Genomic DNA, 22,371 nt, shown 5'->3' with positions numbered 1-22,371 from the left:
CGACGAGGCCCGGCCAGGCAGGGCGTGCTTCACACAGCGATGCCGACCACCGCACCGATGCCGGCGGTCAATGCCATTGCCAGCGCGCCCCAGAAGGTCACGCGCGCCGTGGCACGCAGCACATTTGCCCCACCCGCCTGGGCGCCAATGGCACCGAGCAACGCCAGAAAGGCCAGCGAGGCGCCGGAGACGACCCAGACGAGCAGTTGGGTTGGTGCGACGACCACCATCAGCAGGGGCATGGCCGCGCCCACGGCGAAAGTCGCGGCCGAGGTCAGCGCGGCCTGGATGGGCCGCGCGGAGGTGATCTCGGACATCCCGAGTTCATCCTGCGCATGCGCCCCGAGCGCGTCCTTGGCCATCAGCTGTGCGGCGACCTGCCGGGCCAACCCACGCTCTACGCTGCGGCGGACGTAGATGTCAGCCAGTTCCTCGTGCTCAAAGACGGGGTTGTCCCGCAGCTCCTCCGTCTCCCGTGCCAGGTCGGCCTGCTCGGTGTCGGATTGGGAGCTGACCGACACGTACTCGCCGGCCGCCATCGACATCGCACCCGCGACTAGTCCGGCCACGCCGGCGATCAAGATGTCGCTCTGCGTGGCTGCCGCAGCCGCCACGCCGACGATGAGGCTGGCGGTCGAAACAATGCCATCATTCGCCCCAAGCACCGCCGCGCGCAGCCAGCCGATGCGCGAGACGAGGTGACGTTCAGGATGCAGGTGCAGGCGCGGCATGTGGCTTCAGTCCCTTTCCCGGCCGCTGCGTCCATCACGGCGATCGCGTCCACCGGGGCGCTCCGGCTCGCCATGCGCGCTGCGATGGCAGGACACGCAGTTCTGGAGGTCGCGGCTCCCCTCCCGCAGATGCCTGGCGCTGATACGATCTTGCTGATGCTCGTGGCAGCCATAGCAGGTGTAGCGGCTGGTATCGTTGTTCACATGGCAGGTGGCACAGGGCGCGTTGTGATCGCCGTCCAACTGGAAGAAACGCGTATGCTCGAGGGTGGCGGGCCTCCAGCGCTCGGTGCTGTGGCAGGTGGAGCAAGCGGCGGTCAGCCCGCGATGCAGGTTGTTCGTTGGCGCCGTATGGCAGGTGGCGCAACTCGCCCGCGTCGCCGGTTGCAGCAGTGCATGCGAGAACGTCATGCGGGTGCTTTGCCCGACCCGCGACCCCTGATGGTCGCTATGGCAAGCGAGGCAGTTCTGCGCGACCAGGTGCTGGTGGAAGGGCGTCCGCGCCGCGGGCCCGGTTCGCGCCAGCGCGACACCGGTGGTCGAGCGCACGCCGATATCCGCGACGGCGTGGCAGGTGACGCAACGATCCGCCGACGCCCCAAGCAGCGGCGTGTGGCAGGCAAAGCAATCTGTCGCCAGTTGCGCATGCGCTGGCACCAGTGGTCCGGGACTCACCATCAGATGCGGGTAGACGAAGGCGAGTGCGATGATCACGGCCAGGTTGGCCGCGACGATGAGCATGATCCAGGGCCGCTTCATCGCCACCCCCAGAACAGGAAGACACTCAGGATGTGCGCGGTCGCCAGGACGGCGAAGGCGAGCGTGATCGGGAAATGCACCACCCGCCATTGCTTGATCACGTCGAAGGTCAGGCTGTCCCAGTACAGCCGTTCTTCGACGACGAGCGCGGACAGCCCCTTGTCGCGGAATTGCTGGCGGCTCGCCTCCATCCGGCGGCGCGATCGGGCCAACAGGTACTTGCCGGTCAACCCGCTGGCGACATTGATGAGCATCGCCCAAACCGCCAGCCAGGCGAGGATGGCGTTGAAATGGATACCGGCATGAACGAGCACGAGTAGCGACCCGGCCCAGGCCATCCATTCATGTCGGCGTAGCAGCGACACTGGATCACCCGTGGTGATCAGTTTGCGCTTGCGCAGCGAATAGCGGAGCGAGAGCAGGATCAGCACCGTGCCGGGAATGCCCAGGTACCTGCCGATCCAGACCGCATCGGCCAGATGCAGGCCGAGATCGAGCAGCAGCGCCGCGGCCGCCAGCGCCGCCAGCGCCAGCACGAAGGGCAGCACCTCGCGGTTGAGCAGGCTGCCGGTCATGCGTCGAGCACCAGCGCCGAGCTCGGCGTGCCGACGCAGAGCAGGCAGCGGCCGGGGGCCACGTCGTGGTCCGGCTTCACCGCATAGCGGACGGTGCCGGACAGGATGGCGGTCTCGCAACTGCCGCAACTGCCGGACCGGCAGCCGGACTCCACCGCCACCCCGTGACGTTCCGCGAAGTCGAGCAGGCTGGCGTCCTGCCCATCCCACATCAGCGTACGTCCGGAGCGGCGGAACTGGATATCGACAGCGGTGGCAATGACGGTCGCCGCCTCGCCGGCCGCGGCCTGCACCGGGGCGAGGGAGGCCGGCCCGAAGGCCTCGTGGTGGATGTCCTGCGGGGCGATGCCCCATTCGATGAGGCCCGGAATCAGGCTCGCCATCATCGGCGGCGGGCCGCAGATGTAGAAGGCGTGACGGTCATGCGGCAGCGTCTGCCGCAGCAGCGCGACATCGACATAGCCCGCGTGCTGATGGTCCCGCCCGAGGACATCGCCTGGGCCTGGCTGGCTGTAGACCACGTTCAGCTGCAAGGCGGGATGCTGGGCCGCCAGCGCCTCAAGGCTTGCCTTGAACGCATGCTCACCACCGTGCCGCAGCCCGTAGTAGAGGTGCAGGACGCGTCCGGGCTGCTTCTCCAGGCACCAGCCCAGCATGCTCATCATCGGCGTAATGCCGATGCCTCCGGCGATGAAGACCGCCGGGACCTCGGTTTCAGCATCGATGAAGAAGCGACCGGATGGCGCCCGCACCCGAAGCAGGTCGCCCTCCTGCACCCGGTCATGCAGGTGGTTGGAGGCGATGCCCGGTGGCAGCTCCGGTCGGTTGGGTGGCGACGGCACCCGCTTGACCGTGATGCGGTAGGCATCCGGCCGCGGTGCGTCGGAGACGGAATAGCAGCGCGTGATCGCCCGGCTTGCGCCGCCCGCAGGCTGCGGAATGTCGAGCGCGAAAGTAAGAAACTGGCCCGCCCGAAATGGCGGCAGCGCCACGCCATCCACCGGCACCAGATGGAACGAGCATTGCGTCAGCAGCGCATCCTCGAACTGGCGCCGCAGCACACGGAAGTCGCGCAAGCCCGGCCAGGCAACGGTCTGCTCGCGCGCGCCCGCCTCGAAAGGCAGTGTCGTCGGCGACGTGACGTTGCGCCGCCAGCGCCAGGCCGCGAGGCCGATTCCGATCGTGAGCTGAAACAGCAGCGCGGCGCAAATATAGAAAAGGAGCTGGAGCGCCGTCACCCGTGTTTGTCGAGCGCAGGGCTTCTTTGCACCGACCAGTTGGCCGGTGCGTCGTCCTGGTCTGCATCGGCCACCGCCGATGTCGCCTGCACCTTACCGGGTTTGTGATGGGCGGGCGCGTAGATGGCGTAAACCTGCATCGGTGTCGGCCCGATGTTGGTGATGTTGTGCCAGGTCCCGGCCGGCACGAGGACGCACCAGCCGTCCGATACGTCCTTCTCGAAGGGCATGTCGTCCTTCGCCGGCCCCATCTGAACGTGGCCATGGCCAGCATCGAGGCGCAGGAACTGATCCGTCTCCGGATGCGCTTCGAGGCCGATATCGCCGCCGACGGGGATCGACATCAGCGTCACCTGCAGATAGCGCCCGCTCCAGGCGACGGCGCGATAGTCCAGGTTTTCCTTCGTCGCGTTCTCAATGTCGAAGGATTGCGGCTTCGGGCCAATGTCCTTGATCGTCATGGTGACCTCATCGCCTACGGCTTCGGGCGCGGCCTCTTGCCCGCCCGGCAGGTATCGCCATCCGACGCGCCCAACGTAAGCGCAGCCGGTCGCCAGCGTCCTTGCAGCAGATCAACGCGAGAGCCGGGCAAACGGGACAACCATGGTCGAAACTTAATGCGTCCGGCGGTTGGGCTCCTTGGTGCGCAGATTCCCGGAACATGCCTCGACCAATCATCCCGCCGGTGCGTTCTGACCGAGCGATCGCGCCCTCCTTCGGAATGCGGGCATTCGGCACCAGGTGCCCTAAAGGACAACCGCCATGCTGGACGCACTGAGTACCAAGGCAATCGGCAGCGGCCTTAGCGAGCAGGAAGCCGCTTCCCGCCTGAAGGCCGATGGCCCCAATGAGCTGGCGCGCACCGGCCGGCGAACGCCGTTCCGGATCGTGCTCGAGGTACTGCGCGAGCCCATGCTAGCGCTCCTGCTCGGTGGCGGTGTGCTCTACCTGCTGCTCGGCAGTCCGGAAGAGGCGCTGATCCTCCTGGCCTTCGCGCTGTTCTCCATCGTGATCACCGTCGTCCAGGAAAGCCGCACCGAGCGCGTGCTGGAGGCGCTGCGCGACCTGACCAGTCCGCGCGCGCTGGTGATCCGCGGAGGCGAGCGCAAGCGCATTGCCGGTCGCGAGGTCGTGCGCGGCGACCTGGTGGTGCTGGCGGAGGGCGATCGCGTGCCGGCCGACGCCAGGCTGATCGAGGCCAGCGACGTCCAGACCGATGAATCGCTGCTGACGGGAGAGTCGGTGCCGGTGCGGAAGGTGGCAAGCGCGGCTTCGCCCCCGGCGCGTCCCGGCGGCGACGATCTGCCGCATGTCTTCTCTGGCTCGCTCGTGGTGCGGGGCAGTGGCATCGCCGAGGTGACGGCGACCGGCCCGCGCAGCGAGATCGGGCACATCGGGCAGTCGCTTAGCGCGCTCGATTCCGAGCCAGCACGGCTGCAGGCGCAGATGCGCCGGCTCGTAAAGCTCTGCGCGATCTTCGGTGGCGTCGTCAGCGTACTAGCGGTGGTGCTCTACGGCACCCTGCGCGGCGGGTGGTTGGATGCGCTGCTGGCCGGCATCGCAATCGGCATGTCCATGCTGCCGGAGGAACTGCCGGTGGTGCTCACCGTCTTCATGGCGATGGGCGCCTGGCGGATCTCCAAGGCGCGGGTGCTGACGCGGCGCACGGCTGCGATCGAGACGCTCGGCTCCGCCACGGTGCTGTGCACCGACAAGACCGGCACGCTAACGCAGAACCGCATGACGGTCGCAGAACTGTGCCTGCCCGACGGTACGGCCTTCCGACCGCGGGGTGACGCGCTGCCGGCGGGGTTTGCGCTGCTGGCTGAGACCGGCCGACTGGCCAGCGCGCCACAGCCCTTCGACCCGATGGAGAAGGCCTTCCATGCGGTGGTAGAGGGGCTGCCTTCGCCACCGCTGGGCCTCGTTCATACCTACGGGCTTCGGCCCGACCTGCTGGCGATGACGAATGTCTGGCGGTCGGGGACGGAAACCATCGTCGCCGCCAAGGGCGCGCCCGAGGCTATTGCCGCGCTGTGCCACCTGGACCCCGCCGCAGCCGCCGAACTGACCGTGCGGACCGAGGCGCTGGCCGCCAAGGGCATGCGCGTGCTGGCCGTGGCCCGCGCCACGCCGCACGGGCAGGCCTGGCCCGAGACACAGGACGGCTTCGCCTTCGGCCTGCTCGGACTCGTCGGCCTGGCCGATCCGCTGCGCCCGGGCGTGACCGAGGCTGTGGCCGAATGCCGCACGGCCGGCATCCGCGTCATCATGATCACCGGCGACTACCCCGCCACCGCCGCCGCCATCGCGCGCCAGGCGGGGCTGGACGCCGACATCATCGTGACGGGTGACGCACTCGCCGGCATGGACGACGCGACTCTGGCGGCACAGGCGCGCAGCACCACGGTCTTTGCGCGCATCATGCCCGAGCAGAAGCTGCGCATCGTGGCCGCCCTGAAGGCCGATGGAGAGGTCGTGGCCATGACCGGCGATGGCGTGAACGACGCGCCGTCGCTCAAGGCCGCGCACATCGGCATCGCCATGGGTGGGCGCGGTACCGACGTCGCGCGCGAGGCGTCGTCGCTCGTGCTGCTCGATGATGATTTCGGCTCGATCGTCGCCGCAGTGCGCCTAGGCCGGCGCGTGTTCGACAACCTGCGGAAGTCGATGGGCTTCATCATCGCCATCCACGTGCCGATCGCGGGCCTCGCGCTGCTGCCGCTGATATTCGGCCTGCCGATCCTTCTCTGGCCGATGCACATCGCCTTCCTGGAGATGGTGATCGACCCGGTCTGCACTCTGGTCTTCGAAGCCGAGACCGAGGAGGAGGGGATCATGCAGCGCCCGCCGCGCGATCCGGCGGCTCCGCTGTTCTCCGCCTCGCTGCTGGGTTGGAGTGTGCTGCAGGGGGCCGTCGTGCTGGCGCTGACGGCAGGCATCTACCTGGTCGCGCTGGATCGCGGCATGCCGGAGGCTGAGGTCCGGTCGCTGACCTTCTTCGCCTTGGTGCTCAGCATCGTCGGGCTGATCTTCGTCAATCGCTCCTTCAGCGCTTCCATCATCACGGCCTTCAGGCGCCGCAACGCGGCGCTGCGCTGGGTGATGCTGGCGGTGACGGTGATGCTCGGAGTCACCTTGGCACTGCCCTTCGCGCAGCGCATGTTCCGCTTCGGTCCCCTGCACGCCGACGACCTCGCGGTGACCGTTGCGGCCGGGCTGGCGACCATCCTCATCCTCGAATTCCTGAAGCCCCACTGGCGCAAGCGCCTGATGTCGTGACGATGCCGTGGTACAATCTCGCGGTCGCGCTGGGCATCGGGCTGCTGATCGGCCTGGAGCGGGAACGCAGCAAAGGTGACGGCCCGACACGGCGCCCGGCCGGCATTCGGACATTCGCTCTGGCGAGCCTGCTCGGTGCGGTGGCGATTCATCTGGGCGGGACGGTGCTTTTGGCCGTTGCCTTGGCCGGGGTGATTGCGCTGACGGCCCTGTCCTATGTCCGGAGCCATGACACGGATCATGAGCTGACAACCGAGATTGGCCTCTTGATCGCGCCGCTGCTCGGTGCTTTGGCCATGGCTGAACCGCTGCTCGCCGCAGGGCTGGCGGCGGCCGTCGCCGTGGTTTTTGCTGCGAAGGCGCCGCTGCATGGTTTCGTGAAGGGCGCGCTCACTGACCCCGAGGTGAAGGATGGCCTCGTCTTCTCGATCGCCACGCTCGTCATCTGGCCGCTCGTCCCCGATCGACAGCTTGGGCCGTTCGACGCGATCAACCCGCACAACGTCTGGCTGCTTGTCGTCCTTATGCTGGCGATCGGCGCGGCGGGGCATGCCGCCACGCGTCTCTTGGGCGCCCGATTCGGCTTGCCAGTGGCGGGACTGGCCGCCGGCTTTGTTTCCAGTACGGCGACCATCGGCTCGATGGCAGCGCGGGTGGCCGAGGACCCGGCGAGCACGGGCCCGGCCGTCGCTGGGGCTGCCTTCTCAACCTGCGCAACCTTCCTGCAGATGGCCGTCCTGCTGTTCACCACGAACCAGGCAACACTGCTTGCGATGGCGCCCATGCTTGTCGCAGGGACGGTTGTCGCCGCGGCCTATGCGCTTGTCTTCGCGCTGCGTCCTTCGGCTTCGCGGGACACCCAGGAGGCTGAGCCTGGTCGGGCATTCAGCCCGGGCGCGGCACTCGGACTGGCCGCCATGATGGCGCTGATGCTTGTGGTCTCGGCCGAGATGAAGGACTGGTTTGGCGAGGCGGGTGTCATCGTCGGCGCCGCCGTCGCCGGGATCGTTGATACGCACTCCGCTGGCATATCCGTGGCATCCCTTGTGGGGACCGGAGGTCTGTCGGCCGAGGCCGCCATTGCGCCGATCCTTGCCGCAATGACAACCAATGCAGCCGCCAAGATTACGATGGCCATCAGCCTCGGGGCGCGCGGATTCGCCGTGCGCATCGTTCCGGGGGTTGCGCTCTCCATGCTTGCCGCCTGGGCGGTCGCCGCGGTGATGCTGAACTGGGGTTAGAGATTGCCGGTGTGACGACCATCCCCGCCGGCGGCGACGGGCAGCCGTAGAGCACCGCCGGCGCATCCTCCGGCAGCCCGAACAGCCACAGCGCCTCGAACTCGACATGCCCGTCGAAGACCGATGATGCCGATCTGCGCGATGGGCGCTGAAAGCAATCTTGTGATCGCACCCTTCGCTCCGTCTCCGCGCGAAGCCAAGCAATTCTACCGTTCGAAAAAGGCTCTGAAGCCTAACGCGATCAGACTAAGAGCGAGCGCAACACCGGCGTTGACTCGACGCTCACTGGGAGCATAGGTTTCGTCGACGGTCGACGCTTTTGGGAGGGGTTGAGATGGACGTGCATGTCGGACCGCGGTTCGCGGACCTCCGCTACCCCATCTTCCAGAGGCACTACACTGAGTTCTGCGGCGTCGGGACCAATGGCCATCTCTGGGTAGATGGATGCGATGTAGTGGATCTCGCAGCGCGTTTCGGCACGCCGCTCTACGTCATTAGTGAGAATCAACTACGTCACAACTACCGCCGCTTTCGCGACGCTTTCCGAGCGCACCATCCACAGACGGAAATACTGTTTGCAAACAAATGCAACAACGGGTTGGCTGTGCGCCACGTGATGAACCAGGAGGGAGCTGGAGGAGACTGCTTTGGCGTGCAGGAGCTTTATCTATCGCTGCTTTCTGGATGCGATCCCGACAAGCTCGTTCTGAACGGTAGCAACAAATCTGCAGCAGAGGTCGAGCTGGCCGTCGCCAACGGTGTGATGATCAACCTCGATGCGCTCGACGAGTTAGATTTAGTGAACGCGATTGCGGAGCGCCTGGACCGCCGGGTAGACGTCGGGATCCGTGTGAAGCTGACGCTCGATACGCTCGAGGCACGCTACGGCGCTGCGCTGCACGGGTCGGGTAGCATCGCGGAGCAGGCCCGCGCGCACAAATGGGGCATGACGCCGGAGGAGACCATTGCGATGGTCCGCCGGATCGACGCGGAAATGCCTAGGCTCCGCTTCAGGGAACTCAGCTACCATCTTGGGCGCCTCAGCAACGATGTCGGCGACTTTGCCGCGGTGGCGCGGGAGATGGTGCGCTGGGCGGCGAGGCTGCGCGAGGCGACAGGCGCAATTACCGAATATATCGACCTCGGTGGCGGGTGGGCGTTCGGCCGCCCCGAAAAGACCGGGCCCAACGGCCAGGATGACGAGACGACCCCTAGCTTCGAGCAATACGCGTCCGCCGTCTGCCCGGCGATCGCCGAGGAGTGCAAGCTTGCGAACTTCCCGCTCCCGAAACTGAAGATCGAGCCGGGCCGTGCGCTGGCAGCCTGCAGCACCATCACGGTCGGGCGGGTCGGTGCAGTGAAACGGCACCCCGCGAAGACCTGGGTGAATGTCGACTGCAGCCAGAACCACATCCTTCGGATCTTCACCTCGCACTGGTACCACCACATCGTCGCGGTCAACCGCGCTGCTGAGCCCTGTACTGACAAGGCGGATGTGGTCGGTTCTCTCTGCAGTCTCGACGATCTAGGTTTCGACCGCATGCTGCCGCCGCTCGAGCGCGGCGACTTGCTGGCACTGCTCGACACTGGGTCGTATGCAGAGGCGACGGCGGCGAACTTCAATGCGGAGCTCCGACCCGCCACGGTGATGGTGTCGGGCGACAGCGTAGATATCACCACCGAGCGCGAGCGGATGAGTGACGTCATCGGCCGCTTTCGCGTCCCCGCCCGCTTGCTGGCCAAGTCCTTCGGCCGCGGCGCCTGATGACACGCCCCCGCGAACCGGAGCCGCTCCCATGCCTGACGACCTAACGACCTACCACCCGCATAAGAGCGTGGCCGATCAGAACCGGCATCACGTCATCTTCCCCTGGACGAAGCAGGCAGGGCTGAAGCCCAAGGAGATTATGCGAGCCGAGGGCGTGTATGTCTGGGATGGTAGCGGAAAGCGTTACCTCGACCTTGCCGCCCAGCTTGCATGTGTCAATGCGGGCCACCAGCACCCACGCATTGTCCGTGCCATACAAGAACAGGCTGCGAAACTCTGCTATGCGGCTCCACAATTTGCCACCGAGGTTCGCGGACGCCTTGCGCAGATGATTGCCGAGGTTATGCCGGGGGACTTGAATAAGGTTTACTTCACGTCGGCCGGTGCCGAGGCGAACGAGTATGCCGTTAAGATTGCGCGCACCGTCACGGGACGCCCTAAAATCATCGCCCGCTATCGCGCGTATCATGGCGCGACACATGGCGCGATGAGCCTGACGGGCGATTGGCGCCGGGCCTATAACGAGCCCGGCATGCCGGGCACCGTACATGCCTTCCAGCCATACTGCTACCGCTGCACCTTCGGCCAGGAGCCTGGAAGCTGCGCGCGCGAATGCCTCACCTCGCTGGAAGAGATCATACAGTTCGAGAATCCAGAATTCGTTGCAGCAGTTATCGTGGAAACCATCACGGGTCCGTCTAATGGACTCTACGTGCCGCCTGACGACTACATGCCGAAGTTGCGCGCGCTTTGTGACAAATACGGCATCATGTTGATTTGCGATGAGGTGATGTCAGGCTGGGGCCGTACGGGCGAATGGTTCGCAGTGAACAACTGGAACGTAGTGCCCGACATCATAACCACGGCGAAGGGCCTCACCAACGCGCAGGTGCCGCTCGGCGCGGTCGTGGTCTCTGGGCGCATCGCGGAGGCACTGGAGGAGCAGACGCTCTGGGCAGGTTCCACGTATAGCGGCCATGCGCTGGCTTGCGCCGCCGGCATCGCCGCCATCGAGACCTATCGCGAGGAGGGGCTAATTGAGAACTCGCGCAGGCTCGGCACGGTCCTACTTTCCGAATTGCAGCGCATCCAACAACGGCACCCGACGGTCGGGGACGTGCGCGGCCGTGGGCTGTTCGCCGCAATCGAGTTGGTCAAGGACCGCGGCACGCGTGCGCCACTGATGCCAGCGCGGGAAGAACCCTACGCGACACGTGGGGGGCTGGGCGCCATCAAGCGCGCGTTGGACGAGGCGGGTGTCATGGTGTTCACGCGCCCGAACCTCATCGGCATCAGTCCACCGCTCAACATCACCGAGGAGCAGTTGATGGAAGGGCTTGCCGCGCTCGATCGCGCTCTCGACCACGCAGATGCGATGCTGCTGGAGAGTGCCGCTGGCTGACAATCGCAAGGCGTCGCACCACACGGCTGCGAACGCCGAACGAAAGCGGGAATGGCAGAGACGAGGGAAGCGAACATGAAGATGACGGATTCGAAGGGCATCGGTCGGCGCGTCGCACTCGCGTTCGGCGGTCTCGCGGGCACACTGGCACGACCCGCTCTCGCCCAGACCTGGCCCAGCCGCCCCATGCGCTGGATCGTGCCCTTTCCGCCCGGTGGCGGCACTGACCTGGTGGCTCGTACGGTTGCCGCGGGTGTCGGTGCCCGGCTTAGCCAGCCTATCGTGATCGACAACCGCGCCGGCGCCTCTACAATTATCGGGGCCGAGGCGACGGCGCGCTCGGCACCGGACGGCTACACAATGATGACGGCGACCAGTACTACGCTGGTCTTCAATCCGGGCATGTTCCAGCGATTGCCCTACAACCCGCTTGACGACTTCACGCATGTCGCTGGACTGGCCATGTTCCCGCATGTGCTGGTGGTGAACCCGCGGCTCGAAGCCCAGAACGTCGCAGAACTCGTTGCGCTGGCGCGGCAGCGGCCAGGCTACCTCAACTTCGCCTCGCCAGGCATCGGCTCATCCGGGCACCTCGCGGTAGAGCGCTTCGCACGCAAGGAACGCCTCCAGATCACGCATGTGCCTTATCGCGGCGGCGCACCGGCGGTGACAGACGTCGTCTCCGGGTCGGCGCATGCGACTTTTATGGACATCGGCAGCGTAGCGACGCAGATCAATACCAACCTCCTGCGTCCGCTCGCCTTCATGCAGCCAACGCGGGTCGAGAAATTCTCCACCATCCCAACAATGGCGGAGGCAGGCTTTCCAGGTTCGGACGTGTACTCCTGGCAGGGCGTGGTAATGCCAGCGAGAGTACCGAGCGAAATCGCGGCGCGGATGTCTGCAGAGGTTGCCGCCGTTCTCCGCGAGGCCGAGTTGCGCCAGCGCTTCGCCGAGATGGGCATGGAAACTATGGTCAAGTCGCCCACCGAGTTGCGCGCATTCCTGATGGAGGAGACTCAGATCTGGGTGCCGCTGATCCGAGAACTCGGCATCCGGTTGGATACCTGAGTCGATGCGCGAAGGGCGCCGGCCGACCGGGGCAACCGGGCCGAGCCGCCCCTCGGCGGCGAGAGATGCGGAGGCTAAAGTCGCTTTGCGCTTCGGCACCCGCCGGCCAGGCGCAAGGCCAAGGAGGTTTCCGTTTGAGCACAGCCCACCGGCGCGCACCGCCATCGACGCCTGTTTTGCCGGCGCAGCGGCCGCAGGCGGATGCATTTACTCCGCTCGGGCGCGAGCTGCTGTCGGAGCAGGTCACGCGAATCGTCGTGGATGGCCTGCTTGCCGGCACCCTTCATCCCGGCGACCGCTTGGTGGAGGAAGAAATCGCCCGCGCGCTGCGCATAAGTCGTTCGCCTGTGCGGGAGGCTTTTGCGGAACTGTTAACCAGCGGCGTGCTCGTCAAGGACCCGGGCCGTGGTACGACCATCCGCCGCTGGTCTGTACGCGACGTGGAGGAGTTCTACGCTGTCCGTGCGCTCCTGGAGGGCGAGGCCGCGAGCTGCGTGGCGGAACGCGTGAAGCGGGCCGGGCTCGGCGCACTGCCGGGCATCGTGCAGACTATGGGCGAGGCGGCATTAAAGCGGGACGAGTCGACCCTGATCGACCTGGACTTGCAGTTCCATCGGGAGATCTGGCGACTGTCGGGCAACGGCTTCCTCGAGAAGGTGCTTTTGGGCCTGGCCCCGCAATACCGCATCTTCCTAGCCCTCAACGTAGACATCCATGCCGACTTGGCCGAGGTAGCGACCCTGCACGCGGACGTCGTGGCCGAGATCTCCTCCGGCTCCGCAGCGCGGGCACGGTCGGCAGTCCGCGCACATTTGGAAGCCTCCTCGCGGCGGATGATTGCCGGGATGCAGGCCGATGGCACGACGTCGCCGACTGCGCCGAAACGGCGGAGAAGCCAAGACTAGGTTGCGGCGCGGTGCTCGGATGCGGCTGAGAACCGCCGCATTCCGACAGCCCGCTGCGCCGGTCCGTATACTGGTCGACGGACAACCAGTAGACGCGTTGCCCGGCGAGAGCTTGGCCTCCGCCATGACGGCTGCGGGGTTACGCGGGACCGGCCCGGGCAAAGCGCGGGAGCGTTCACCCTTCTGCGGCATGGGCGTCTGCCAGGACTGCGTTGTACAATTGGCTGATGCTGGCCGCGTGCGGGCCTGCTTAACGCCGGTCGTAGCCGGCCTGGTGGTGACAACAAACGCCGATACCTGGTCCGCGCGCATTGCTCCGCCCGCCGCGGGACAGCCCGAGTGCGTGGGCTGCGATGTGCTGGTGGTAGGTGCTGGTCCCGCAGGTCTTGCGGCTGCCTGCGCGGCGCGGGAGGCAGGGGCCGACGTCATTGTCGTCGATGAGCGTCCTTCGTCGGGGGGACAATACTTCAAGCCGCTCGCGACCTCGATGGCTTTCGCTGGCAAGCCCGCGGACGGTCAGTACGCGGAGGGCATCGCGATCTCGGACCGCGCACGCGCGCTCGGTGTGGCGATTTGGCAGGGCGTCGTCGTATGGGGCGCGTTTCCGGGCCCCGAACTTGCGGCAGAAGTCGCCGGCCGCGGTGCGGTGGTATTCCGGCCACGTCGACTTGTGCTCGCCACCGGTGCCCACGAATGGGTGCGGCCGATACCCGGCTGGACTTTGCCCGGAGTCATGACCACGGGCGCTGCGCAGACCTTGCTAAGGGCCTATCGCGTCGCACCTGGCCGGCGGGTTGTGGTGGGTGGAGGCGGGCCACTGAACCTCCAGGTAGCCGCGGAACTCGCCGCAGCTGGGGTCGATGTTGCGGCTTGCATCGAGGAGGCACCAACTCCCGGCTTCAGCAGCTTCCATGTCGGAGCACTTGTCAGAGCGCTCGCAGCCGATCCTGGCCTAGTGGCACAGGGGGTGCGCCACCGCGCTCGGTTGCTCCGCGCTGGCGTGCCGGTGCTTCATGGAGCAACGGTGGTGCGGGTGCTCGGCAATGCGCGGGCCACCGGCGTGGAGGTAGCGCCGCTTGGAGGCGGTGCGACGAGCAACTTCGAGGCAGATGCTATCTGCCTGAATCATGGCTTCCTGCCGAATGCAGAACTCGCGCTGTGCCTCGGTGCGCGGGCGCGCCACGATAGCCGGGGTGCAGCGCTGGTAGAGCGCGATCGGGAGGGCCGCCTTTCCGTCCCCGGTGTCTTTGTTGCCGGCGACGGCGCGGGGCTGGGCGGAGCACGAGCTGCATTGGCCGAAGGCGAGATTGCTGGCCGTACCGCTGCCGCCGACCTCGGCTTCCACGCAGGGAGCAATGCCGCAGCGAGGCGATCTCTTGCACGCCATCGACGTTTTCAAGCTGCACTTTGGCAGATCTTCACCCCCGTTCACGACGCGCCGATGCCGCCGCTTGAAACGGTTGTGTGTCGCTGCGAGGGCATCACCCTTGGCGCGGTCGCCGACGCGCTATCGCCGGCCGGCACGGAAGGCAGCGCCACCACGCTGCCTGAGCTCAAACGGCGAACCAGGCTGGGTATGGGCCCGTGTCAGGGCCGATACTGCCTACCCAGCACGATGCGCCTATTCGGTGCGTCTTTCGAGGGTGATGTACCACGCAGTCGACCGCCCGCTCGTCCCGTAAGCGTTGGTGCCCTCGCGGCAGAGCAGCCGGAATGGATTCGTCATCGCAGCACGCAGCCGCCTGTGATTGGCCCGTCGCCGCGCATCAACGACATCGAAGAGGAAACCGACGTCGCAATCATTGGCGGTGGCGTGGTCGGACTCTGCCTTTCGCTGGACCTGGCGCGTGCGGGCATTGCGACGGTTGTGCTTGATGCCGGCATGCCTGGCGCTGGGGCTTCGGGCGCCAATGCCGGCAGTCTGCATGTGCAACTCCAGTCGCATTTGGCACGCCTGCCCGAAGCCGGCAGACACCGCGCAGCGGCAATTCTCCCGCTGTCGCTAGCCGGTGTTGAGCGATGGTCGGCCCTTGCGGCTGAGTTCGACGGCTTCGAACTGCGTCGCAAAGGGGGACTGATGCTGGCGGCAAGCGCCGCGGAGGCAGTGCTGCTGCGCGGCAAGGCTTCCTTGGAGCAGAGTTGGGGTCTTGAGGTCGAACTGCTGGAGGGTGACACGATCAACCGTCGATTTCCCTTCGTCGCGCCCGGGATCGAGGTAGCGAGTTTTTGCCCAGCTGAAGGCATGGTTGACCCGCTCGCCGCAAACCGCGTTCTGCTGAACGCCGCGCTTACCTCCGGGGTTCGAGTCGCGCCGCATCGCGCCGTGACCGCGGTGGAGAAAACAGCGTCCGGCTGGCGTCTGATAACGAGTCGGGGCGCGGTGCGCTGCTGCCGGATGGTTCTGGCGGCGGGCCCTTCTGCCGGGCGCTTTGCGCGAGACAAACTCGCCCTCGACTTACCGCTCAGTGCGACGGCGCTGCACATGAATGTCACGGAGCCGGCGCCACCGCTGATCGCGCCGCTGATCGAGCATGCCGGCCGGCATTTGACGATGAAGCAGTTGCGTGCCGGCAATGTCGTCATTGGCGGTGGCTGGCCGGGCGAGGCAGCGGACGACGGAACGTTGCATTCCCCCCGCGCTAGCATTGAGGGCAATCTCTGGGTTGCTCAAAGCCTAGTACCCGCCCTCGCCGGGTTGCGCGTGATACGTACATGGACCGCGCTGACGACCGTCTGCGAGGACGACCTGCCATTGCTGGGCGAGCTGCCTGGCCTACCCGGCGCATTCGCCTGCGTCACCCACACTGGTTACACGCTCGGTCCCATCTGCGCCCGCCTTGTTGCGGAGCGTATTTGCGGTCGCGCACCGTCGCTTAGCATCACTCCTTTTCTCGTGGAGGGTCGCGCCGTAACGCGCCCCCCCGCGCCTGTCGCCAACCTGCAAGGAGTCTGAGATACGCCATGGACAAGAGCAGCGTGAATTGGTCGGGCGCTATCCCGGCCCTCGTAACTCCGTTCGACGCGAATGGCGCGATTGACGAGCGCGGCTTCGTCGAGAACATCCAGGTTTGCATAGCGAACGGTGTCGGTGCCTTGGTGCCGAGTGGCTGTACCGGCGAATTCTGGGCACTCACCTCTGCAGAGCGCGTTCGGTTATTCCAGCTGACGGTCGAGGCTGCGGGAGGCCGCGTGCCCGTAATTGCCTCTACCGGCGCTGTCACCACTCAGGAGGTCATCGCGCTCAGTACTGCAGCGCGCGATTTGGGATGCGACGGGATCATGGTGCTGCCTCCCTTCTTTGTGCGGCCGACGGCGGATGACCTCGTTGCGCACTATCAGGCGATCTCGGACGCAGTGAAGCTGCCGATGATGCTTTATAACATCCCGAACACCGGGAACCCGCTATCGCCGGAACTCGTGGCGCGTCTGGCTGAGATCGACACGGTAGTGGCGATCAAGGAGAGCTCACTCGACTTCGTAAATCTCTATCGCACCATGCGCCTAGTGGGCGATCAACTGCATGTTTTCTGCGGGCCGGCGACGCTGTACGGCGTGCCCGCCCTCCTTATGGGCGCGCCCGGCATCATCGACACCATCCCGAACTATTGGGGCTCCGGGGCTGTAGCGATGTTCCGTGCGGCTACGACAGGCGACTTGCCGAGCGCACGCGCTTTGCAAGCCGAGGCGCTCGCCCTCAAGGACATGCTGAACGCCAAGGGGCGAAATCAGTATGCGGCGATTAAGGCGCTTATGAACATCCTAGGACTGCCAGGTGGTCAGCCACGGCTTCCGCTTCGGTCGCTGACACCTCAGCAAGTGGAGGAACTGGCGGCAGATGCCGCAGCGATCGGACTACCTGTGCGGACGCGACGCGCGGCAGCAGAGTAGCGAACGGCTTCTGCAAGTAGCGCGATACGGGTGGGCTGCTGGGCAAGTTTCCAGCAACGCTGCTACCGGCCGATCCGGGTCGAACGTAGGCAGACTAGCTTGGGGGCAATGAAAATTCGGCGGCGTCCATGTTGGGGTGAGTTCTGCAATTGGTACAGTTGGCATGAATTTTGATGGCGCCGGATTAGTCCTCTTAAGTGCACCATCGCAAACCGGTCCTGGCGCCGGCCAAGGAGATTGATCGACATGCTACGGGCCGTACCAGTCACCACTCTTGCCGCCCTAGTAAGCCTCGTGCTCGGCTACCTGCCTGCTGTCGCGCAAACCTACCCGTCGAGACCCATCACAATGGTGGTGCCTTTCGCGCCCGGCGGCGCGTCGGACGTCAGCGGGCGGGTCCTCGCCAACCGCATGGGCGAGATCCTGGGTCAGCGGGTGGTCATCGAGAACAAGCCAGGCGCAGGCGGGGCCATTGGTGCCGAAGCCGTAGTGCGTGCAGCGCCCGACGGCTACACGCTACTGTTCTGGAATGTTGGGATCGCCACTACGGCGCACCTCTCGCGCCTCCCCTATGATCCGCTGCGCGACCTACAGCCGATCGGCTTGGCGGGCAGCATCCCGACAATCCTGGCCGTTGGAGCCGGCGTGCAGGCCGCGACGCTGCGCGATTTGATCGAAATGGCGAGGGCGCGTCCGGAGGCGCTCAACTACGGCTCTTCCGGCATTGGCTCGTCGGATCACCTCGCCGTCGCCATGTTCGAGTCGCTCGCGGGCGTGCGCCTAACCCATATCCCCTACCGCGGCGGCGCACCGGCGGTGACCGCCGCGATGACGGGCGAGGTCCAGTTGCTCGGCCTGACTGCCGGCTCCGTGCTCAATCAGATCCGCAGCGGTCATTTGCGGGCCTTAGCGATTGCCAGCGACAGGCCTTACCCCGGCCTGCCCGGCGTCCCGACGGCTGCTGAAGCGGGACTACCCGGCTTCTCGGTGGACGTCTGGCTCGGAGTATGGGCGCCTAGCGGCACGCCCCGCCCGATTGTTGATCGCGTCAACGCCGCGATACGCCAGGCCTTAGCGACGGATGCCACGGTGGCCGCCCTGGGGGCCGCAGGCATTGAAGCAGCTAGTTCCACCACCGACGAGTTCACAGCACATGTGGGCGTAGAGTTCGAGCGCTGGGGACGCGTGATCCGTCAGGCCAACATCGTCGTTCAGTGACCAAGCGCCAAATCCAAACTTCCCGGGAGACGGCATGAACTACGACGTTATCATTGTCGGCGGCGGGGGCATGGGCTCCAGCGCCGCCGTCCACCTCGCGCAGTCGCCTAATGGCGCTCGCGTCGCGGTCATCGAGCGCGACCCGACCTATATCGACGCGCAGACATGGCGTGCCAACACCGGCGGCATCAGGCGAACACACTCGCTGCCCGAGAACATCGCGCTATCGCAGTATTCTATAGAATATTATCGTGACTTTGCTGCACATACTGAAGTGGACGGCATTGGCACTGATGCGGAGTTCGTCCCGGGTGGCTACGTGATGACCGCGTCACCTGCGGGTATCGCCAACCTGGCTGTCAATTTCGAACTACAGACGACAATGGGCGTCGACGTACGCTGGCTGGAACCATCCCAGGCAGCATCGCAGTTCCCGATGCTGCGCCAGGACCATATCGGTGCTGCAGTGCATTCACCGGCCGACGGCTGGGCCAATCCGCAGCGCGTGCTGGAAGGCTTGCGCCGCAAGGCGGTTGCACTCGGGGTAGACTATCTAGTCGACGAAGCCATGGTATTTGAGCGGGCAGGCCGGCGCATAAGCTCCGTCACCCTAGCCTCTGGCCGGACGCTCCGCGCACCAACTATCGTTCTCGCCGCAGGGCCGTGGAGCGGCTTGGTCGCGAAGAAGGCTGGCGTGACTATACCGGTCGGCCCGCTGCTGAGGCATGATTTTGACTTTGAAGTCGATGCTCCCTCGGCTCCGCAGCCGTTCATCAGAGATTGGGCGCGCATCGCCTTTCGCCCCGAAGGCAGGGGCTATCGCGGCGGCGCCCAAACAACGGCGACATCGCGTTCTTTCGATTTCGCGGCGGATCCCAATTTTTTTGAGACAATGATGCGCCCTGCGTTGACCGACAGCTTGCATGGCTTCGAGGGCGTGCGCCAAGTTGGCGCGGTCACGGGCTTGTTCGACTTCAATGCCCTTGACCAGAATGCGATCATCGGTCCCTGCAGTGGTACGCTCGACAATCTCTATCTTCTCACTGGGTTTTCCGGGCATGGATTCATGCATGCGCCTGGCGCCGGGCGTGCGATCGCCGAACTGATTATCCACGGTGAGTTTCGCACCATCGACCTCACGCGGCTTGGGTGGCAGCGGGTAGTTGACGGCAAGCCGTATCTCGATCGCAAGGCTGGCTAGGAGGACATGCTGCGATGTCAGGCGATCGGCAAACGGCCAGTCGGGCTTTGGTAGTGCATGCCGAGGACGCGCCAAGCTTCTGGCAGCCGGTCCCGGCGAACGGCTTCGTGCAATGCCTGATGGACGACAGCATCGCCGGTAGTGTGGCCCGTTTCGCGATGGGCCGGCAGACCGTGGCGCCCGGTTGCTTCGTTCGGCAGCATACGCACGATCGGCACGAGGAGGTCATCCATGTTGTCTCAGGCTATGGCGCCGCGCTCCTTGATGGCGTCGAGCACCCGATCCGAGCAGGTAGCACTGTCTTTATCGGTCTCGACCGCAAGCATGGCTTCATCTGCAAAAGCGAGGAGCCGCTGACATTCGCCTGGCTGCTAATGCCAGGCGGGCTGCAGGACTTCTTCGCGGCGATCGGACGGCCGCGATTTCCAGGGCAGCCGGCGCCCCAACCGTTCGCACGCCCGGCCGACGCAGGTGCGATCGAGAAGCAGACCGTGTTCGGCTGGAGCGACCCCGCTTTTGGGCCCGGCAAAGGAGACAACCAATGATCGTCGAGGAGCGCGACTACCGCCTGAAGCCCGGTAAACTTGGTGCGTTCGTCGCGGCGTATGAGGCACATGGTTTACCCATTCAGATTGAGCTGCTCGGCGAGTTCCTGGGCTATTTCACTACCGAGATTGGGGAGCTCAACCATGTTGTGGCTTGGTGGCGCTACACGAGCTTCGAAGATCGCTTGGCGCGGAGAGACCGGATGATGGCCGACCCTCGATGGCAAGCGTATCTCGACCGGGTCACCGACCTGGTCGATGTGCAGCAGACTCGCCTTCTGCGTCCGACGCGCTTTTCTCCAATCCAGTAGGTGACCCTGCCCCCTTGGATGCCCCCGCCCTGAGCTAGAGTCCGTCGAAGGGAGACGGATGATGAAGCGATCGAGGTTCACGCAGGAGCAGATCATTGGGGTGCTGAAGGAGCACCAAGCGGGTGCGACGGCGCCGGATGTGTGCCGCAAGCATGGGATCAGCGAGGCGACGTTCTACGCTTGGCGGTCGAAGTACGGGGGCATGGAGGTGTCGGATGCCCGCAAGCTGAAGAGCCTCGAGGATGAGAACGCGCGGCTGAAGAAGCTGCTGGCGGAATCCCTGCTCGATGTCTCGACGCTGCGCGAGATGCTGGCAAAAAACTTCTGACGCCCGGCTCGCGGAGAAACGCCGTGACCTGGGCGATCGAGGAGAAGGAGTACTCGCAGCGGCGGGCCTGCCAACTCGTCGGCCTGGCGCCGAAGACGTACCGCTATGTCTCGCGACGCGCCGACGATGGCGAGGTTCGTGTTCGGCTGCGAGCCCTGGCGAATGAACGTCGGCGGTTCGGCTACCGGCGCCTGCACATCCTGCTGGCGCGGGAAGGGCACCGGCTGAACCACAAGAAGCTGTTCCGCCTGTACCGGGCGGAACGCCTCGGCGTGCGCCGGCGTGGCGGGCGCAAGCGCGCGCTCGGCACGCGGGCGCCGATGGCGCTGCCGCAGGCGATGAACCAGCGCTGGTCGCTGGACTTCGTCTCGGATGCGCTGGCGTGCGGGCGGCGGTTTCGCGTGCTGGCCGTGGTGGACGACTTCACCCGCGAGTGCCTGGCGCTGGTGGCGGACACCTCGCTGTCGGGGCTGCGCGTCGGGCGTGAGCTCGACCGGTTCGTGGCGCTGCGCGGCTGTCCGGCGCTGAACGTCAGCGACAACGGCACCGAGCTGACTTCGCACGCGATGCTGCGCTGGCAGCAGGAGCGCGGCGTGGCCTAGCACTACATCGCGCAGGGCAAGCCGCAGCAGAACGGGTCCGTCGAGAGCCTCAATGGCCGGTTCCGCGACGACTGCCTGAACGAGCACCTGTTCGGCAGCCTGCCCGCGGCTCGCCGGCTCATCGAAGCATGGAGGAGCGACTACAACACGACCCGCCCGCACACGAGCCTGAACGGGCTCACCCCAGCAGCCTTTGCAACCCGCCCCGCATCGCGCGCAAATGGATAACAGACTCTGCTCATGAACGAGGGCATTTAGGGGGCAGGGTCAGGCGGGTCCAGAAATCGGGAGGCAGGTCAAAGGGGATTGATCCAGCTCCCCTCTGTCAGGCGAAGTGACAGGCAACGCGATGACCAACTCCGCCGCGTGACTCCAACTCAGGAAGTTCTGTCGCACAGATTGACTGCGCACGCCAACAGCGTGTCCGGAACGCACAACCCGATGGCGGGTGCATAGGGTTAGGCAGATCTCCTGTCAGTATTCGCCGCGCGCGCACGCGCTCTGCCGCCGGATCGGGCACGTTAACGCTGTCGATCAAAACCTGTGTGTAGGGATGGCGTGGCTCGGAAAGGACGTCGTTCGCGGACCCCATCTCCACGATGCGGCCGAGGTAGATCACTGCGACATCGTGTGACATCGCGCCGACGATCGCGAGGTCGTGCGAAATGAACACATACGCGACACCCATTTCCTGTTGGAGGTCTTTCAATAGGTTGATGACCTGCGCCTGAACGGAGACATCCAGCGAGGCGACGGGCTCGTCGCACACCACGACGCTGCAGGTCCGCACCAAGGCGCGCGCGATACCGACACGTTGGCGCTGGCCGCCTGACAGTTCATGCGGATAGCAAGTTGCCATGTCAGGCGTAAGTCCGACGCGCTGGAGGATGGCGAAAACACGATGGAGTCGATCTTCCTTCCCGGTACCCGGCTCGAGGATGTCGAGTGGCTCGCGCACGATGTCTGCAACACGCATACGCGGATTCAGCGAAGCATACGGCGACTGGAACACCATTTGGATACGCGAGAGCGCCTGTTCCCTCTTGCCGCCACGCAGTGCTGTCACGTCCTCTCCCTCGAGTTCGATGCGCCCTCCGCTTGGATCTAAGGTGCCGACCAGCATGCGCCCCAGTGTGGACTTCCCGCAGCCTGACTCTCCGACGATCCCGAGCGTACGGCCGCGGCCAAGTTCGAAGGCCACCGACTGAACCGCACGCAACATGCGCGGCCGGCGTCCCCATTGGCCGTGCACCGAAAAGGTCTTTGACAGGTCGCTGATTCGCAGGACCGGATTGGGCACGGAGTC

Annotated in this window: 18 protein-coding genes and 1 pseudogene; 13 read left to right on the top strand and 6 right to left on the bottom strand. The window is 65.6% G+C overall.

Features of this window, described 5'->3' with window-relative positions; all coding sequences use genetic code 11:
* Positions 1–29: 29 nt before the first annotated feature.
* Genes MWM08_RS08320 through MWM08_RS08300 form a run of 5 tightly spaced genes read right to left on the bottom strand, consistent with a single transcriptional unit; the run spans position 30 to position 3,764 of the window.
* Positions 30–731, bottom strand: a complete 702-nt coding sequence (locus tag MWM08_RS08320) for a VIT1/CCC1 transporter family protein (protein WP_244458979.1) — start codon at positions 729–731, stop codon at positions 30–32.
* Between the two features lie 6 nt (positions 732–737).
* Positions 738–1,472, bottom strand: a complete 735-nt coding sequence (locus MWM08_RS08315; protein ID WP_244458978.1) for a cytochrome c3 family protein — start codon at positions 1,470–1,472, stop codon at positions 738–740.
* Between the two features lie 14 nt (positions 1,473–1,486).
* The gene (locus MWM08_RS08310) at positions 1,487–2,065 is read right to left on the bottom strand and encodes a hypothetical protein (protein ID WP_244458977.1); all 579 of its coding nucleotides are present in this window, start codon (positions 2,063–2,065) and stop codon (positions 1,487–1,489) included.
* A complete protein-coding gene (locus tag MWM08_RS08305) occupies positions 2,062–3,303 on the bottom strand; it encodes a 2Fe-2S iron-sulfur cluster-binding protein (RefSeq protein ID WP_244458976.1) in 1,242 nt (413 codons plus the stop codon). The genes MWM08_RS08310 and MWM08_RS08305 overlap by 4 nt, the downstream gene beginning before the upstream one ends.
* Positions 3,300–3,764 carry a cupin domain-containing protein gene (locus MWM08_RS08300; RefSeq protein ID WP_244458975.1) on the bottom strand — a complete coding sequence of 155 codons (465 nt, stop codon included), beginning with the start codon at positions 3,762–3,764 and terminating at the stop codon, positions 3,300–3,302. Before MWM08_RS08300 ends, MWM08_RS08305 begins: the two co-directional genes overlap by 4 nt.
* Positions 3,765–4,065: 301 nt before the next feature.
* Here MWM08_RS08300 and MWM08_RS08295 point away from each other — a divergent pair, with 301 nt between their 5' ends.
* The 13 genes and pseudogenes from MWM08_RS08295 (at position 4,066) to MWM08_RS08235 (ending at position 21,293) form a co-directional block, all read left to right on the top strand.
* A complete protein-coding gene (locus tag MWM08_RS08295; RefSeq protein WP_244458974.1) occupies positions 4,066–6,585 on the top strand; it encodes a cation-translocating P-type ATPase in 2,520 nt (839 codons plus the stop codon).
* Positions 6,586–6,587: 2 nt separating this feature from the next.
* The gene (locus MWM08_RS08290) at positions 6,588–7,826 is read left to right on the top strand and encodes an MgtC/SapB family protein (protein ID WP_244458973.1); all 1,239 of its coding nucleotides are present in this window, start codon (positions 6,588–6,590) and stop codon (positions 7,824–7,826) included.
* A 334-nt stretch (positions 7,827–8,160) separates the two neighbouring features.
* On the top strand, positions 8,161–9,591 hold the full coding sequence (locus MWM08_RS08285) for a diaminopimelate decarboxylase family protein (RefSeq protein WP_244458972.1): 1,431 nt from the start codon (positions 8,161–8,163) through the stop codon (positions 9,589–9,591).
* Between the two features lie 31 nt (positions 9,592–9,622).
* Positions 9,623–10,996, top strand: coding sequence for an aminotransferase class III-fold pyridoxal phosphate-dependent enzyme (locus MWM08_RS08280; protein ID WP_244458971.1), 1,374 nt, complete (start codon positions 9,623–9,625; stop codon positions 10,994–10,996).
* A 75-nt stretch (positions 10,997–11,071) separates the two neighbouring features.
* Positions 11,072–12,067: a Bug family tripartite tricarboxylate transporter substrate binding protein gene (locus tag MWM08_RS08275; protein WP_244458970.1), complete on the top strand. Its 996-nt coding sequence runs from the start codon at positions 11,072–11,074 to the stop codon at positions 12,065–12,067.
* Positions 12,068–12,201: 134 nt separating this feature from the next.
* Positions 12,202–12,972 carry a GntR family transcriptional regulator gene (locus MWM08_RS08270; protein ID WP_244458969.1) on the top strand — a complete coding sequence of 257 codons (771 nt, stop codon included), beginning with the start codon at positions 12,202–12,204 and terminating at the stop codon, positions 12,970–12,972.
* Entirely contained in the window at positions 12,923–15,925 is a 3,003-nt protein-coding gene (locus MWM08_RS08265) for an FAD-dependent oxidoreductase (RefSeq protein WP_341482861.1), read from the top strand. The genes MWM08_RS08270 and MWM08_RS08265 overlap by 50 nt, the downstream gene beginning before the upstream one ends.
* A gap of 8 nt (positions 15,926–15,933) precedes the next feature.
* The gene (gene dapA, locus MWM08_RS08260; protein ID WP_244458968.1) at positions 15,934–16,860 is read left to right on the top strand and encodes a 4-hydroxy-tetrahydrodipicolinate synthase; all 927 of its coding nucleotides are present in this window, start codon (positions 15,934–15,936) and stop codon (positions 16,858–16,860) included.
* A 294-nt stretch (positions 16,861–17,154) separates the two neighbouring features.
* A complete protein-coding gene (locus MWM08_RS08255) occupies positions 17,155–18,078 on the top strand; it encodes a Bug family tripartite tricarboxylate transporter substrate binding protein (RefSeq protein WP_244458967.1) in 924 nt (307 codons plus the stop codon).
* Positions 18,079–18,112: 34 nt separating this feature from the next.
* A complete protein-coding gene (locus MWM08_RS08250; RefSeq protein WP_244458966.1) occupies positions 18,113–19,279 on the top strand; it encodes an NAD(P)/FAD-dependent oxidoreductase in 1,167 nt (388 codons plus the stop codon).
* 14 nt (positions 19,280–19,293) lie between these two features.
* Positions 19,294–19,824: a cupin domain-containing protein gene (locus MWM08_RS08245; RefSeq protein WP_244458965.1), complete on the top strand. Its 531-nt coding sequence runs from the start codon at positions 19,294–19,296 to the stop codon at positions 19,822–19,824.
* Entirely contained in the window at positions 19,821–20,135 is a 315-nt protein-coding gene (locus MWM08_RS08240; RefSeq protein WP_244458964.1) for an NIPSNAP family protein, read from the top strand. Before MWM08_RS08245 ends, MWM08_RS08240 begins: the two co-directional genes overlap by 4 nt.
* A gap of 61 nt (positions 20,136–20,196) precedes the next feature.
* A pseudogene (locus tag MWM08_RS08235) lies at positions 20,197–21,293 on the top strand (IS3 family transposase).
* A gap of 97 nt (positions 21,294–21,390) precedes the next feature.
* On the opposite strand, the gene MWM08_RS08230 reads toward MWM08_RS08235, so the two are convergent.
* Entirely contained in the window at positions 21,391–22,365 is a 975-nt protein-coding gene (locus tag MWM08_RS08230) for an ABC transporter ATP-binding protein (protein ID WP_244458963.1), read from the bottom strand.
* Positions 22,366–22,371: the final 6 nt, after the last annotated feature.

Source organism: Roseomonas fluvialis (assembly GCF_022846615.1).
GTDB classification, from domain to species: domain Bacteria; phylum Pseudomonadota; class Alphaproteobacteria; order Acetobacterales; family Acetobacteraceae; genus Neoroseomonas; species Neoroseomonas fluvialis.
Note: the sequence above shows the minus strand (reverse complement) of the source record. Positions and strands in the feature narration are given on the sequence as shown.

Excerpts from the sequence above, each read along its gene's own strand:
- MWM08_RS08245 (WP_244458965.1), top strand. The coding sequence starts at position 19,294 with ATGTCAGGCGATCGGCAAACGGCCAGTCGGGCTTTGGTAGTGCATGCC.
- MWM08_RS08280 (WP_244458971.1), top strand. The coding sequence starts at position 9,623 with ATGCCTGACGACCTAACGACCTACCACCCGCATAAGAGCGTGGCCGAT.
- MWM08_RS08290 (WP_244458973.1), top strand. The coding sequence starts at position 6,588 with ATGCCGTGGTACAATCTCGCGGTCGCGCTGGGCATCGGGCTGCTGATC.
- MWM08_RS08310 (WP_244458977.1), bottom strand. The coding sequence starts at position 2,065 with ATGACCGGCAGCCTGCTCAACCGCGAGGTGCTGCCCTTCGTGCTGGCG.
- MWM08_RS08265 (WP_341482861.1), top strand. The coding sequence starts at position 12,923 with ATGGCACGACGTCGCCGACTGCGCCGAAACGGCGGAGAAGCCAAGACT.
- MWM08_RS08240 (WP_244458964.1), top strand. The coding sequence starts at position 19,821 with ATGATCGTCGAGGAGCGCGACTACCGCCTGAAGCCCGGTAAACTTGGT.
- MWM08_RS08300 (WP_244458975.1), bottom strand. The coding sequence starts at position 3,764 with ATGACGATCAAGGACATTGGCCCGAAGCCGCAATCCTTCGACATTGAG.
- MWM08_RS08320 (WP_244458979.1), bottom strand. The coding sequence starts at position 731 with ATGCCGCGCCTGCACCTGCATCCTGAACGTCACCTCGTCTCGCGCATC.
- MWM08_RS08250 (WP_244458966.1), top strand. The coding sequence starts at position 18,113 with ATGAACTACGACGTTATCATTGTCGGCGGCGGGGGCATGGGCTCCAGC.
- MWM08_RS08295 (WP_244458974.1), top strand. The coding sequence starts at position 4,066 with ATGCTGGACGCACTGAGTACCAAGGCAATCGGCAGCGGCCTTAGCGAG.
- dapA (WP_244458968.1), top strand. The coding sequence starts at position 15,934 with ATGGACAAGAGCAGCGTGAATTGGTCGGGCGCTATCCCGGCCCTCGTA.
- MWM08_RS08285 (WP_244458972.1), top strand. The coding sequence starts at position 8,161 with ATGGACGTGCATGTCGGACCGCGGTTCGCGGACCTCCGCTACCCCATC.
- MWM08_RS08315 (WP_244458978.1), bottom strand. The coding sequence starts at position 1,472 with ATGCTCATCGTCGCGGCCAACCTGGCCGTGATCATCGCACTCGCCTTC.
- MWM08_RS08275 (WP_244458970.1), top strand. The coding sequence starts at position 11,072 with ATGAAGATGACGGATTCGAAGGGCATCGGTCGGCGCGTCGCACTCGCG.